This window comes from Microbispora sp. CA-102843 (assembly GCF_050936215.1).
In the GTDB taxonomy this organism is placed as follows: Bacteria; Actinomycetota; Actinomycetes; order Streptosporangiales; family Streptosporangiaceae; genus Microbispora.
Genome location: NZ_JBNJNF010000001.1, coordinates 2,404,232 through 2,417,200 on the forward strand (window position 1 = coordinate 2,404,232; position 12,969 = coordinate 2,417,200).

A 12,969-nucleotide genomic window follows, 5' to 3' on the forward strand; every position below is an offset into this window, starting at 1 on the left:
ATCAGGGGAACGTCCCCTGATCCGCCCCCGCCCCATTCTCACGACCGGAAAAGCGACCGACCGGGGGTAACCGTACCTTGAACGACAACGCCGTCCTCCAGGCCGCACACGCCCTCGCAGACGCCGGGCTGTGCGTCCTCCCCGCCGCAGGCGACGGCACCAAACGCCCCGCGGTCCCCTGGAAGGAATGGCAGCACACCCGGCCCACACCCGAGCAGCTCAACACCTGGTTCGCCGGAGGAGGACACCAGGGCCTCGGCGTCGTTTGCGGCGCCGTGTCCGGCAACCTGGAGATGCTGGAGCTGGAGGGCCGCGCCCTCGCCGCAGGCCTCGCCGCCCACCTCACCGAACTCGCCGACGCCTCCGGCCTCGGCGACCTGTGGCGGCGCGTCACCACCGGCTACCTGGAGATGACCCCCTCCGGCGGCATCCACCTGCTCTACCGCGTCGACGGCCCCGTAGCCGGGAACACCAAGCTGGCACGCCGCCCCGCCACCCCGGACGAGCTCGCCGACAACCCCAAAGACAAGATCAAAGTCCTGATCGAGACCCGCGGCGAAGGCGGCTGGGTCGTCCTCGCCCCGTCCAACGGCACCACCCACGAAACCGGCAGGCCCTGGACGCTCATGGCCGGCGGGCCCGCCACGATCCCCACCCTCACCGCGGCCGAACGCGACGCCCTGCACCACCTCGCCGGCGCCTTCGACGCCATGCCCATCAACCCCCAGGACACACCCGAGCAGCCACAGGGGGAGCGGCTGTTCACCCAGCCCGCCCCCGGCTACGAAGACGGCGGAGTACCACCCGGCGACGACTACAACGAACGCGCCACCTGGGACGAGATCCTCATCCCGCTCGGCTGGACCCGCGTCTGGCAGCGCGGCAACGAAGTGTTCTGGCGCCGCCCCGGCAAGTCCACCGGCATCTCCGCCACCACCGGCCGCAACGACGCCGACAACCTCTACGTCTTCTCCACCAGCACCGAATTCGAGCCTGAGCGGCCCTACGACAAGTTCGGCGCCTACACCGTCCTCCACCACGGCGGCAACCACTCCGAGGCCGCCCGCGCGCTCCTGGCCGCCGGCTACGGCCGAAAGCCGGAACCTACCCGGCCCGCCACCGCGCCCCAGCCGCCCCCCTTGGTAGACGGCAACCTCGCCACCGTCCACCACCTCCAGCCCGGCACCGCACACCTCACCCTCGTCGAAGAACGCACCTACGCCAACTCCGACGACGGCAACGCCCTCGCCCTCATCGACCGGTTCGGCGAAGTCGTCCGGTTCTGCCCCGACCGCGGCCGGTGGCTCGCCTGGGACGGCACCCGCTGGGAATGGCAACCGGTCTCCGGCGGCATCGTCCGCGAGTACGCCAAGCGCGTCGCCCGCGCCCTCCCCGAAGACGACAAGCAGCAGGTCACGCACAAGAAGTACGCCCTGTCCGCCTCCGGCGTCACCGCCATGCTCACCCAGGCAGCGACGGACACCCGCGCCGTCGTCGCCTTCGACGACCTCGACGCCCACCCCTTCGAGCTCAACACCCCAGCCGGGATCGTCGACCTCACCACCGGGCAGCTCCTGCCGTCCGACGCCTCCCGCCTCCACACCCGCATCACCAGCTGCGCCCCCGACCCCACCGCCGACACCACCTTCTGGCATCAATTCCTGAACGACACCTTCGGCGGCGACGACGAACTCATCTCCTACCTCCGGAGATTGGTCGGGTATTCCTCAACCGGGGCCGTCACCCGCCACGTCTTGCCATTCTGCGTTGGCTCCGGAGGCAACGGTAAGGGCGTTTTCCTGGAAGCGTTGACGGCTGTTCTCGGTGATTATGCGACCACCGCGCCGAGCGGTTTCCTAATGGCCAAGGCTCACCCGCAGCATGAAACGGAAATTGCGCGTCTCGCGGGTGTGAGAATGGTTATCTGCTCCGAAGTCGGGGATGACGACCGATTTGACGAAGTGAAAGTCAAGCTGCTCACCGGTGGCGATTCCCTCACCGCCCGGTTCATGCGCCAGGACCACTTCACGTTCACCGCCACCCACACCCTGTGGCTCATGGGCAACCACAAGCCCCACGTCCGTGCGGGCGGCCGGGCCTTCTGGCGGCGCCTGCGCCTCATCCCCTTCGAGCACGAAGTCCCCGAAGACAAGATGATCGATGACCTGCAGGGAATCCTCTCCCGCGACCACGGGCCCGCCCTGCTCGCCTGGATCGTCGCAGGCGCCACCGAGTACGCCGCCGGCGGCCTGGCCGAGCCCGAGAGTGTCAAGGCCGCCACCGCCGAGTACGCCGCCGACCAGGACACCGTCAGCCGCTTCGTAGAGGAGCGCTGCCACCTCGCCCCCCTGACACCCGACCACGTGCAGACCCAGACCACGAAGCTGCGCCAGGCCTACGAGGCGTGGTGCTTTTCCGAGGGCGAGACCCCGGTCTCCGCCAAGAAGCTCACGCAAGAGCTCGCCCGCAAGTTCGGCGTCGGCCAAGACCGCACCTCCAAAGCACGGTCCTACACCGGCATCGCGCTCCTCGCCGACGGGGATCCGTCATCGGGTCCAGAGGCCGACAACGGCAAGATCGGCGGCCCAGGTTGGTGACCAACCGCCTCTCCAGGCACTCTCACCCGTCACGCGATGACAGATGTGTCATGCCGTCTATTGCTGCTCTGACCTGCTCAAACACCGTCCCGAAACAAGATCGCATGACAGATGACAGATTCGCTCCCATTGATCTCCCTACACACGCGTATACGCGCACGCGCGCGCGTAACGCGCCCGTGTGTAGGCCGTCAAGCGGAACCACCCGTCACAACTGTCACGTGTCACGCCGGGGCGGTGAACGATCATGACCGAGCACTTCATCTCCACCCCCGCCCTCCTCGACACCTGCCACCACTGCGGCCGGCCCATCCTCACCGCCCACAGCGAAGGACTCCTCGCTCGCGCCGACCCCACCCCCATCACCCCCGCCGACGAACTCGCCGCCCTCATCGCCGGCCGCAGAACCTACGACATCCACCCCATGGGACTTCCCCGAAAGCCCTACCTCGTCCACCGCAGCCAATTCCGCATCCGAGCTCCCCGCAAATGGGCCGTCGTCGCCGAACATCAATGCCCACCCGGACCACATTTCCCGCCACCACGAAAACCCGCCGTACACCTCGAAATACCCACCGGCCCACCTACCCCCGAAACCCCGCCGTACTGACAAACGAAACACCACACCTGACTTTGTAAACCCCCCGGCACCCACCACCCACCCACCCCCCGAAAGGAGGCGACACGCCATGACAACAGCCCCCACCCCCCCAGATCATGACTGCTGCGAACTCAACAAATGCCACGGCAAGAAACGCGACGGCTCCGGCACCTACTGCCACCGCCCCGCAGGCTGGGGAACCGACCACGTCGGCATCGGCCGATGCAAACTCCACGGCGGCTCGACCCCGAACCACGGCACCGCGGCCCGTCAGGAGATAGCCCGCCAGGCCGTCGTCACCTACGGCCTCCCGAGGGAGATCGACCCCGCGGCCGCGCTCCTCGAGGAGGTCTACCGAACCGCCGGCCACGTCGCCTGGCTCGGCGCGAAGGTCGCCGAGATGGACGAGGACGACCTGGTGTGGGGCAGGACCGAGGCCGTAGAGAAGGCGTCGGGGGAGTTCCCGGGGACGGACACGACGCGGGCGGCGAAGCCGAATGTGTGGCTGGAGCTGTACCGGCAGGAGCGCAAGCACCTGGTGGAGGTGTCGGCGGCGGCGATCCGCTCGGGCGTCGATGCCGCGCTGGTGCGGCTGACCGAGCAGCAGGCCGCGATCCTCGCCGGGGTGGTGTCGCGTACGGCGGGCGCGCTTCTTGCCGCGGTGGTGGATTTGCTGGATGCGGCGGCGGCTGAGGTGGTGCGTCGGGCGTGGCCGGGGCTGTTCGAGGAGATCGCGCCTCGGGAGCTGCGCGCGGCCGCGGCGGCCGGAGGCGGCAATGGCTGACACCTCCGTGCGCCTGTCCGAAGCTGCGGTTGATCAGCTCGTCCGCGATCTCGACCTCGTGGATTCGGTGGCCCGCATCGGCCCTGTGAACCGCCCCGACGGCGAGAACCGCAAGCTGATGGTGTTCCTGAGCGAGCGGGCAGACGAGGTGGCCGTCCAGGCGCTGAGCGGCGCGTTGCAAGACCACGGCTGGGGCGCCGCCGTGAATGTCCCACGAACCAAGATCTACGTCTTTGAGCAGATCAGGGGCGGCAATGGCTGAGGCGACCGTCCATGTGGCCGGCGCGCCGGAGCTGGGCGGCTACTACCAGACCTGCTTGCGCTGCGGGTCGGTGCTGATCGACCTGACCGGTAGCACGCCCATGGTGGTCGAGGGCCAGGACCCGGTGATCCCCGTGTGGCCGGCGGGCGAGCGCATCGCGGTCGCCGGAAACCTGACCTACGTCCTGGCCGCGGGCCGGTCGCTCGGCGCGGACGAAATCGAATGCGTGATCGATTGTGGGGGTGTCTCGTGACCGAATCACGTTCCGTGAGGGGCTTCCGGATAGCCCACGAGAACGACACTTCCCGCAAGCTACCCGCCAGTATTGATCGAGGAGGACTCATGCCCGAGGAGACGCCGCAGACTCCCGCTGGCGAACTCCGCGCTGCCGCCACCCGGCTGCGCGAGATGGCGAACGGCACCACGCCCGGCCCGTGGGGCGTTGCCGACTGCGACCTGTACCCCCGCTGGATGCTCTCCGCCGGGGCCGCCGACGGCGACTCGCTCTACGCGGCCGAGGTGGCCAAGAGCTACACCGAGAACGGCGAGGACGGCCTGACCGTCTCCGACCCCGACTGGGCCTGGATGGCCTTCGCCAACCCAGCGTGGGCCGAGCGTCTTGCCGCCTTGCTGGAGCGCATGGCGGACGTCGCCGACCGTGCTCACCCGGGCTACACGCTCCGCTCCGTCGACGCCGCTCTCGCAATGGCCCGGGTCATCAACGGGGGCGGCCGTGACTGACCCATCCCTGGCCGATCTGATCCGCGCCTCCGGTCTGCCCCAGAACATGCTCGTCGCCGACCTGCCCGACCTGACCTGGCACGTCAACCGACCGCTCGTCAGCTACTGGGAGATCTCGACCCTCGGGCAGCTCGCGCAGCTGACCGACGACGAGGTCCGGGATCTCCCGGGCATCGGGGAGCGGCGCCTGGCCGCGCTGAAGGCCGCCGTCCGGCGGGCCACGCCGCAGGCCGTACCCGACCTCCGCCAGCGGTGTGCTGATCGGCTGCTCGCCAAGGACGCCGAGTCGTGGGGCTACGGCACGTTCGAGGGCGATCGTGATGCGGCGTTCGCCGTGGTCGATGAGGTGCTCGCCCTCTGCGACGACGAGCTGGCCACCGCCGTACGGCGCGCCGAGCAGGCCGAGGCCGAACGCGATGAGCTCCGGGCCGTCGTCGAGCGCGACATCACCATCGACTCCTGGCTCTACCGTCGCGTCGAGCGGGCCGAAGCCGATGCCCTGACCGCCCGGGAGGCGCTCATGGCACGCGAGAAGGAACCGCACGCCGAAGCCAAGGAGCTCCTTGGCGAGCAGGGCGGGAGCGGTAATGGCTGACACTCAGAAGTGGCCCTGCTGCCGGGAGGGCTGCGAAAACCCCGCCGCATACGCGATCACCTTCCGGGGGCAGTCAGGCCACGTCCATGACTGCATCGCGTGCACCGCCGTCTTGCGCGAATGGACGGACGTGGAGAGCGTCGTGCCCCTGCCCTGCCCGCACCCCCACGGCGACGGGACCACGTGGGTGGACACCCCGCGACCTCTGGAGACCGGAGGTGGAGATGGCTGACCCGCTCCCGAACTGGCGCACCATCGACGGCCGCGCCCGCATCACCCAGGCGCTGCAGGCCGCCGGCCACGACACGAGCCTCGTCTGGCACGTCGAGCTCGACGGCCGGGTCGCGATGATCTGGCGGGTTGGCCAGCCTTCCGTCGTCGTTCCCCTGCCCGCCTTCGACGAGAGGACCGTCGATGCCTGAGCGAATTCAGCGCCGCCGAACGGCTGGCTGGAAGATGCCCGAAGGGGCCGTGTACGTCGGCCGCCCGACCAAGTGGGGGAACCCCTGGCGCATCGTCCCCGTGCGCGACAACGGGTTCCCCTGGGGCGACGCCGCCGACGTCATCCACGAGAAGACCGGTAACAGCATCGGCCGCTTCGAGCGGATCACGCGGACACGAAGCACCGGCGCACCCTACTGGGCGTGTCAGGCGTACCGGCGCGACCTCACCCAGGAGCTCATCACCGCCGCCCGCCGCGAGCTTGCCGGTCACGACCTCGCATGCTGGTGCCGACTTGATCAACCCTGCCATGCCGATGTGCTACTGGAGATCGCGAACGGGGGCGGCGATGCCTGAGACCTCGGTGGACCAGCGGCCCTGCGCGCGTGGCGAACGCTGCGCCGCGCGCACCATCACCACCCTCAACGGCCAACGCGTCGCCGTCCCCGCACTCACCTACCGGACGTACTGCGACCCGTGCCGGGACCACGTCGGCGCCATCCTCGCCGGCCTGCCCGCGCTGTACGTCCGCGTGCACGGCGAGCTCGGCCACCACAGCGGCGGCGGGGAGCGCGTCACGGTGTCCAGGACCCCGCCCGTCCCGCTGTCCCTCGGCGTGGACGCGCTGCTGCGCGAGGTCGTCACCGTGCTGGCCTCGTGGGAGGAGCGCGTCCGCACCGTCGCCCGCCTCGCCGTGCTCGACACCCAGGCCTCCCGCCGGCGACCCGACGGGCAGGCCCTGGACGCGGCGTGCCGGCTGCTCGCCGCGCACCTGGACGCGCTGCTCGCCCTTCGGCCGGAGCCGATGCTCCGCGTGCGCACGATCCCGGAGGCGGCGAAGCTGCCGCCCGGCACGCCCGGCGTGGTCCGGGAAGTCGCCGGCTACGCCGAAGTCATCCTCGACCTGTCCGGCGCCGACGCCGGGGCCGAGATCCTCCGGCTGCACGCCCGCTGCGCCGCCCTGCTGACCGAGACCCGCGCCCCGGCCAAGCATCTTCCGGTGCCGTGCGACTGGTGCTCGTACGCCGAGCTGTACGAGGTCCTCACGTGGGACGGCCGCCCGGACGGGGCCCGCTGCCGGGAGTGCGGCTACGAGTACTCCGACAACGAGTACACGTTGCTGCGGGGCCGGGTGTACGCGGAGGAGCTGGCCCGGGCGGAGGCGCAGCCTCGTCGCCGGCGGCTGGCGGCGGCGGAGTACGGGGCGCTGAGCGGCCGGACGCCGGCGTGTTCGGCGGTCGTGCCCGACGACGAGAGGATGTCGGCATGAGCGAGATCGATCCCATGAGCGACTTCGGCGAGTTCGCCCAGCTCGCCCCGCTAATGGTCCTCCTTGACCGCCTGGGGAAGGCTGGCATCCACGACGACGGCCTCACGTGGGTTCTCCCGAGAAACGTCCTGGCGGGCGTGACCATGGCGTACGGCCTTCCCGTGACCCGCGCCGACGTGCCGGAACCCCTGCTCGCCTTCGTGACCTCGCGGCTCGTGTAAACCATCGAGAGGAGTGGCGGCTATGACCAGACTTGAGCGCGTCACGACGTTGGAACTGGACGCCGCGAGGCTCTACGACCCCAAGAACCCGATCTCTGACGCCGAGCGGGACATCATCTGCACCTGGATGCGAGACAACGGCCTGGACCCGGACTTCGCCTACCGAGTCGTGGTCAGCTCGAACGGGTCGCAGGCGTGGGCGGACGTCCACGAGTACGAGCGCACTCCTGACGGCGAGGTCGTCGCGGACGGGTTCGGCTTGGCGAAGCGACAGCCGTACCGGGTCGAGGTCTCCGGCATGCCGCCGCTGGACCAGCCGTGAGCGGCGCGTGGGTTGAGGGGCACCACGAACTGCCCGAGCGGTTCATCCCGCCGTCGGCCTCGCTGGACCAGCCCGCCCAGCCTGAGGTGCCGATGACGTTGAAGCGGCTCCGCACCGCCTGGGAGCGCCTCAAGCCTCGGTCCGTACACGTCGTCTGCCACCCGGACGACCTGGACTGGATCAAGGCCGCCTGCGACCCGATGTCCGGTCTGGTCGTGGTCGCGAACGTGATTGTGCCCGTCGGTCAGGTCTACGTATTCCAGGATCCTGCGGGCTCGGCGGCCGTGACCGAGCGCGTGCCCGTGGACCAGTGGACCGACGACGAGTGGCTGCGCGCCATGACCGAGATTCCGCCGGACGCCCCGGCGGCCGAGGGGGAGGCGGCGGTCCGCCGCTGGCGGGAGGAGCAGCGGCCATGATCAAGCGCAGACGACCCGGGCCTCGCCTGGCGGTGGCAATGGGACGATGCTCTTCATGAGACTCAAGGCGGGGCGCACACTCGAAGCTGCCGAGAAGGATCTCGAGTACGCCATCACCGAGATCACGAACTCACGGTCGGGGAATCCGTACGAGGAGGCATGGCGCGCCTACCTGAGGGCGGTCGACAATGCTTCGCCGCTGCTGGCCCAGTCGTTCGCTGAGCCTGATCTCGCAGGAGGGCTGCTCACGCCTACGTACTGGCAGATCTTCGGGGGCAACGGCAGCCCATCAGACTTGATGCGGGCGGTGTCTCGCGAGATCGACACGCAGCTGAAGACACTTGAGCTTGCCAAGCAGGAGTTGGGCAAGCTGAAGGCACTCGCATCCAGGCCTGGCCTGCCGGTGGTCTTGGACACCAACATCCTCGTGTGGTGGGCTCAGCCCGGTGACGTGGACTGGAGCGGCGTACTGGCCGGGCAGGGCATCGAGGCCACTGCGGTGCGCCTCGTGGTGCCGATCGTTGTCATTGATGAGCTGGACCGGCAGAAGTACGGCGACGGTGTCCTCGCGCAGCGCGCGGCCAAGGCCATTCGCTACCTGGACCGAAAGCTCACCGGCTCGGGTCCCGGTGCAGCGGTGCCGCTCACGAAGAACGCGACGCTGGAGGTTGCCATCGACTCCGTCCGCGACCGCGCGGGGATGGATGCCGACTGGCGCATCCTCATGTGTGCTGCCGACCTCGACCAACTCCGCCCGGAGGCGGGTACGAGAGTGCTGACGAACGACACCAACATGCGGCTGCGTGCACTTCACCTCGGATTGAGGACGCTGACGTTGCCCGAGAAGTACCGTAAGCCGCATGCGGTCCTGAGCGCGCCCGGGGATGGCCAGTAGCTGCCAGAAGATCGCCGCGCAGCGACCGGGAGTGTCGTGATCACCTGCGATGATGGGTAGCATCGTGATCGCATCCCCACCCCGCGCAACCGACGTCGCCACCGTCATGCCCTGCACCGACGGCGACGTCCTCGTCATCCCGCACGTCCTGCCGCTCCGCATCACGAAGGACGCCCTCACCCTGACCGTCGCCGAGTGGCTCGGCATTCCGGACCGGTCATAACTTGACGTACCGGGTGACCTGCATGTATCAAATGGACTCAATGTGGCATTGCACGCCCTCGAACACCTCAAGGTGATCGAGGGCCTTCGCGTTTCCAGGGGGTGATCGCCCTGTGACGCGGGAGCCCATCACCATCGCCGCCGCAGCGGCCCGCCTCAGCTTCGCCGGCATCCAGCGGTCTGAGCGCACCGTCCGCACCTGGGCCAGTCGCTACCATGCGCGCAAGCTCGCCCGTTCCGGCAAGACCGCCTGGTACGACTGGCACGACCTCAAGACGATCGAGCGGTGCATCCGCCGAGGTGAGCCGGTGCCGGCCACACCGGAGGAGCGGGACCAGCTCCGCGCCTCCATCGCCGCCTGAAGTTCGGCTGCCTCGTTCGCGCCCGGCCGGAGGCTTGTCGGTCGCGCCCTTCTCGCCGGGTGGCTCCCGGTGTTGGTCGGGGCACTCGCCAGCCCGCAGCGGCGGGGCGGCCGACCCCTCGCAACCCTACGGAGGTGGTTTGATGTCCGTCCCCGGTTGGGAGGGCGCTGTAGGTCCGTTTCCCAGCGAGTACGGGCAGCCGCACGTCTACGCCCGCGACATCCATTCCGGCGCGGGGAATTGCGTGTGTGGTCGCACCCTCGGTGATTCCAGGCATGTGCAGGCCGCGCCCGGTGTGGACGTCCCGGACGATCTGAGGCGATAGCGCATGACCAGCGGACTCCTCATCGCCGCGCTCATCCTCGCCATCATCGTCGGCGCCTGGGCCGCAGTCGAACGCGCGTGGCAACTGCTCCTGCTCGCCCTCGCCGTGCTGCTGGTCATCGCCACCAGCCTGTACTTCTGATCGCCCCCGCTAGGAGGTGCCCCGTGCCCACCACCGTCTGGCTCGGCAACCGTCGCGCTGTTCACGGCGAAGACCGGCAGCCCCTGAAGGGCAAGCTGGTCACGACCGTGGTCATCCCCGACGGCCGCACCCTGCTGGAGGCCGCGCAGGAGATCACGCACTCGCAGGGGGTGTGGGCCGCGCACAGCGACGCTCCCGCCCCGGCTTGGGTCGCGTCCACGGACCCGGCGCTCGCCGCCCTGCTGGGCCAGCACTACGGGTGCGAGGTCCGCGACCCCCAGCCCGCCGAGGAGGCGTGAGCATCGTGACGACGCTCGTCGCAATCAAGACGGTGACTGACACCGTGACCGTGCCGCTCAGCACCTCAGGGCCAACCGACATCGGCATGCCGGTCTCGGTCCCCAGCAATTGCCGCGTCATCTCGTCCAGCTTCAAGGCCACAGTCTCCGGCGTGGCTCTGACTGGCAGCTACCTCGATTCGGTCAGCGGCAACTGGCTGATGAGTTTCCGCGCGCCAGCCACGACAGACCCGAACGTCACCGTGACGGTCGTTCTCACGGTCGTATCGGTCGAGTAGGGGGTGCTTCGATGCTGGTTAACTCTGGCCGTGACGTGATCGCCGACTCTATCGGCAAGGCATCCGGCCGCCCGGCGGTCGCTGACCAGATGGCGGTCACTGCCAACTCGACGGCCCCGGCCGCAGGTGACACCACCCTCACGGGGGAGATCACCACCGCCGGGGGCGGGCTGGTACGCGGGCAGGCGACGTACGCCCACACCACGGGCGCGAGTACGTACACGCTCACGAAGGTGTTCACTGCGAACGGCTCCGACACTTTGCCGGTGACCATCGCCAAAATCGGGATCTTCAATGCCAGTTCGGGCGGCAGCCTCGTGTTCGAGACGCTCCTGAGCCCCACGGCCACCCTGGCGGCCTCTGGCGATTCCGTGACGATCACGGAGACCATCACGATCTCCTGACGGGAGGCCGGGGGTGGCCACACGCCGCAACTCGTGCATCAACCCCGCCTGCGCGAACGACGTCGCCGGCTGGAGCGGAACGCCGACCCGAACGGCGGTCAGCGGCTTCCTCCGCCCATGGGCGGCCCGGTACACGGCGGACGGGGCCATCACCACCGCCAGGGGCGCCGCCGTCGCGGGTCAGGTGTACACGCTGAGCATGTACGTGCGTGACGTCATCGGCTGGTCGGGAACGTGCTGGATCGAGTGGCTGAACGCGTCGTTCGGGTCCATCAGTTTCACCAGCGGGTCGTTCGCGCTGACCGCGGGCACCCCAACCCGCGTTTCGATGACGGCCACCGCGCCGGCGAACACGGCGTGGGCGCGGCTGGTCCTGGAGAACATGCGCCAGGCGGGGCTCTCCAACACCACCGACTGCACCGCGCTGCTCATTGAGCAGTCCGCGACGCTCGGCGCCTATTTCGATGGCTCTTCACCTGGCGCCACCTGGGACGGAACCCCTGGCAGCTCGGCGTCCACGCTGTCCGACAGCGTGAGCTTGAGCTCTTCGGCGGCCGACACGCTCACGACGGCCGACACCCTGGCCCGCACCGTGGCCCGTCCCCGGGCCAGCACCGATGGCCTGACAGCGGGGGACAGCCTGTCTCGTGCCGTCGCACGGGCCAGGGCCGCCGCAGACGCATTGACGGCGGCCGACGCTGCGGCACGAGCGGTAATCCGGCCAAGAGCCGCTACGGACACGCTCACGACCGCTGACACCGTGTCCCGGGCGGTGGCACGACCCCGGGCGGGCGCCGACACCCTGACCGCGGCCGACACGCCCAGCCGTGCCGCGGCGCTGACGAGAGCCAGCACCGACTCACTGACCGCCGTAGACACCCCGGCGCGCACCCTGGCACAGCTCCGAGCCGCTGCTGACGCCCTCACCACGGCCGACACCACCACACGCGCCCTGGCCCAGCTGCGGACCGTCGCCGACACCCTGACCCTGGCGGACAGCGCCGCGCCCTCGGTGACCCTCCCCGGCACCGTGGCAGACACCCTCACGATCGGCGACAGCCCGGCCCGCGCCCTGGCCCTTCCTCGGGGCGCCGCGGACACGGCGACGGTCTCCGACACGACGTTGCGCGCCGCATCCGTGTCCACCACGGCGACGGACACGGTCACCACCACGGACACAGCAGCGGCCAGCGTGACCGCAGCCCGCGCGTCGGCGGCCGCCGACACACTCACCACAGTCGACGCCGCGACCTACACGCTGGCCATCTTCCGCGGCCTGGTGGACACGCTGACCGTGACCGACACGCTCACCCGGGGCGCCGCGTACACGAGGACGGTCGCGGATCTGCTGCGGACCGTCGACCTCGCCGGTGCCGAGGGCGGGGGAGAGCCGCTGCTGGAGCTGGATCTCGTCGCCGCGCCACCGCTGCGCGCCTGGTCGGCCGGCCCGGCGTCGCGACAGTGGGCGGCAGGGGTGCCGAACCGATGACAAGGGGGTCCACGTGTTGCGCATCCCGCGCTCGTCGGTCGAGTACGTCCAGGCGCCCGTACGGGGCCCGATCGCGCTGGCCGGGCTGCCCGTGAAGATGGCGATCCTCCCGCTGGATCAGGACCCCACCGACGACGACTGGAAACCCGCGGGGTGGACCGACGCGGGGGACACCGCCCAGGTCCTGATCGGCCCGTCCACCGCCCTGGACCTGGACAAGGGCACGTACATGATCTGGGTGCGCGTCACCTCCAGCCCGGAGATCCCGGTCATGCAGTCCGGGAAGCTGCAGATCATCTGA

22 protein-coding genes are annotated in these 12,969 nt (G+C 69.7%); all 22 read left to right on the top strand.

From position 1 onward, the window contains the following. Positions 1-77: 77 nt before the first annotated feature. The 22 genes from ACQEVJ_RS11255 to ACQEVJ_RS11360 all read left to right on the top strand — a co-directional run bounded on the left by ACQEVJ_RS11255 (position 78) and on the right by ACQEVJ_RS11360 (position 12,969). Positions 78-2,597, top strand: a complete 2,520-nt coding sequence (locus ACQEVJ_RS11255) for a phage/plasmid primase, P4 family (protein ID WP_433099894.1) — start codon at positions 78-80, stop codon at positions 2,595-2,597. A 247-nt stretch (positions 2,598-2,844) separates the two neighbouring features. Next, a complete protein-coding gene (locus ACQEVJ_RS11260; protein ID WP_433099896.1) occupies positions 2,845-3,207 on the top strand; it encodes a hypothetical protein in 363 nt (120 codons plus the stop codon). Between the two features lie 79 nt (positions 3,208-3,286). Beyond that, positions 3,287-3,982, top strand: coding sequence for a hypothetical protein (locus ACQEVJ_RS11265; RefSeq protein WP_433099898.1), 696 nt, complete (start codon positions 3,287-3,289; stop codon positions 3,980-3,982). Then, positions 3,975-4,244, top strand: a complete 270-nt coding sequence (locus ACQEVJ_RS11270) for a hypothetical protein (RefSeq protein WP_433099900.1) — start codon at positions 3,975-3,977, stop codon at positions 4,242-4,244. The genes ACQEVJ_RS11265 and ACQEVJ_RS11270 overlap by 8 nt, the downstream gene beginning before the upstream one ends. Further along, positions 4,237-4,497 (top strand): hypothetical protein, encoded by a 261-nt coding sequence (locus ACQEVJ_RS11275; protein WP_433099902.1) that lies wholly within the window; start codon positions 4,237-4,239, stop codon positions 4,495-4,497. The genes ACQEVJ_RS11270 and ACQEVJ_RS11275 overlap by 8 nt, the downstream gene beginning before the upstream one ends. An 89-nt stretch (positions 4,498-4,586) precedes the next feature. After that, on the top strand, positions 4,587-4,985 hold the full coding sequence (locus tag ACQEVJ_RS11280) for a hypothetical protein (protein WP_433099904.1): 399 nt from the start codon (positions 4,587-4,589) through the stop codon (positions 4,983-4,985). Further along, the gene (locus ACQEVJ_RS11285; protein ID WP_433099906.1) at positions 4,978-5,580 is read left to right on the top strand and encodes a hypothetical protein; all 603 of its coding nucleotides are present in this window, start codon (positions 4,978-4,980) and stop codon (positions 5,578-5,580) included. The genes ACQEVJ_RS11280 and ACQEVJ_RS11285 overlap by 8 nt, the downstream gene beginning before the upstream one ends. Before the next feature lie 224 nt (positions 5,581-5,804). Continuing rightward, positions 5,805-6,002 carry a hypothetical protein gene (locus tag ACQEVJ_RS11290; RefSeq protein WP_433099908.1) on the top strand — a complete coding sequence of 66 codons (198 nt, stop codon included), beginning with the start codon at positions 5,805-5,807 and terminating at the stop codon, positions 6,000-6,002. Beyond that, positions 5,995-6,378 carry a DUF4326 domain-containing protein gene (locus ACQEVJ_RS11295; protein ID WP_433099910.1) on the top strand — a complete coding sequence of 128 codons (384 nt, stop codon included), beginning with the start codon at positions 5,995-5,997 and terminating at the stop codon, positions 6,376-6,378. The genes ACQEVJ_RS11290 and ACQEVJ_RS11295 overlap by 8 nt, the downstream gene beginning before the upstream one ends. After that, positions 6,371-7,291, top strand: a complete 921-nt coding sequence (locus ACQEVJ_RS11300; protein ID WP_433099912.1) for a hypothetical protein — start codon at positions 6,371-6,373, stop codon at positions 7,289-7,291. The genes ACQEVJ_RS11295 and ACQEVJ_RS11300 overlap by 8 nt, the downstream gene beginning before the upstream one ends. After that, positions 7,288-7,512, top strand: coding sequence for a hypothetical protein (locus ACQEVJ_RS11305; protein ID WP_433099914.1), 225 nt, complete (start codon positions 7,288-7,290; stop codon positions 7,510-7,512). Before ACQEVJ_RS11300 ends, ACQEVJ_RS11305 begins: the two co-directional genes overlap by 4 nt. Before the next feature lie 22 nt (positions 7,513-7,534). Further along, on the top strand, positions 7,535-7,834 hold the full coding sequence (locus ACQEVJ_RS11310) for a hypothetical protein (RefSeq protein ID WP_433099915.1): 300 nt from the start codon (positions 7,535-7,537) through the stop codon (positions 7,832-7,834). Continuing rightward, positions 7,831-8,253 (top strand): hypothetical protein, encoded by a 423-nt coding sequence (locus ACQEVJ_RS11315; protein ID WP_433099917.1) that lies wholly within the window; start codon positions 7,831-7,833, stop codon positions 8,251-8,253. Before ACQEVJ_RS11310 ends, ACQEVJ_RS11315 begins: the two co-directional genes overlap by 4 nt. Before the next feature lie 55 nt (positions 8,254-8,308). Continuing rightward, the gene (locus tag ACQEVJ_RS11320; protein WP_433099919.1) at positions 8,309-9,148 is read left to right on the top strand and encodes a PIN domain-containing protein; all 840 of its coding nucleotides are present in this window, start codon (positions 8,309-8,311) and stop codon (positions 9,146-9,148) included. Positions 9,149-9,212: 64 nt separating this feature from the next. Then, on the top strand, positions 9,213-9,371 hold the full coding sequence (locus ACQEVJ_RS11325; protein WP_433099921.1) for a hypothetical protein: 159 nt from the start codon (positions 9,213-9,215) through the stop codon (positions 9,369-9,371). Positions 9,372-9,483: 112 nt separating this feature from the next. Beyond that, positions 9,484-9,732: a hypothetical protein gene (locus ACQEVJ_RS11330; RefSeq protein WP_433099923.1), complete on the top strand. Its 249-nt coding sequence runs from the start codon at positions 9,484-9,486 to the stop codon at positions 9,730-9,732. A gap of 328 nt (positions 9,733-10,060) precedes the next feature. Next, positions 10,061-10,198 (top strand): hypothetical protein, encoded by a 138-nt coding sequence (locus tag ACQEVJ_RS11335; protein WP_433099925.1) that lies wholly within the window; start codon positions 10,061-10,063, stop codon positions 10,196-10,198. A gap of 23 nt (positions 10,199-10,221) precedes the next feature. Beyond that, positions 10,222-10,497: a hypothetical protein gene (locus tag ACQEVJ_RS11340; protein ID WP_433099927.1), complete on the top strand. Its 276-nt coding sequence runs from the start codon at positions 10,222-10,224 to the stop codon at positions 10,495-10,497. Next, a complete protein-coding gene (locus tag ACQEVJ_RS11345) occupies positions 10,494-10,775 on the top strand; it encodes a hypothetical protein (protein WP_433099929.1) in 282 nt (93 codons plus the stop codon). Before ACQEVJ_RS11340 ends, ACQEVJ_RS11345 begins: the two co-directional genes overlap by 4 nt. A gap of 11 nt (positions 10,776-10,786) precedes the next feature. Beyond that, positions 10,787-11,179, top strand: a complete 393-nt coding sequence (locus tag ACQEVJ_RS11350) for a hypothetical protein (RefSeq protein ID WP_433099931.1) — start codon at positions 10,787-10,789, stop codon at positions 11,177-11,179. Between the two features lie 13 nt (positions 11,180-11,192). Beyond that, a complete protein-coding gene (locus tag ACQEVJ_RS11355; protein ID WP_433099932.1) occupies positions 11,193-12,668 on the top strand; it encodes a hypothetical protein in 1,476 nt (491 codons plus the stop codon). 13 nt (positions 12,669-12,681) lie between these two features. Continuing rightward, entirely contained in the window at positions 12,682-12,969 is a 288-nt protein-coding gene (locus ACQEVJ_RS11360) for a hypothetical protein (RefSeq protein WP_433099934.1), read from the top strand.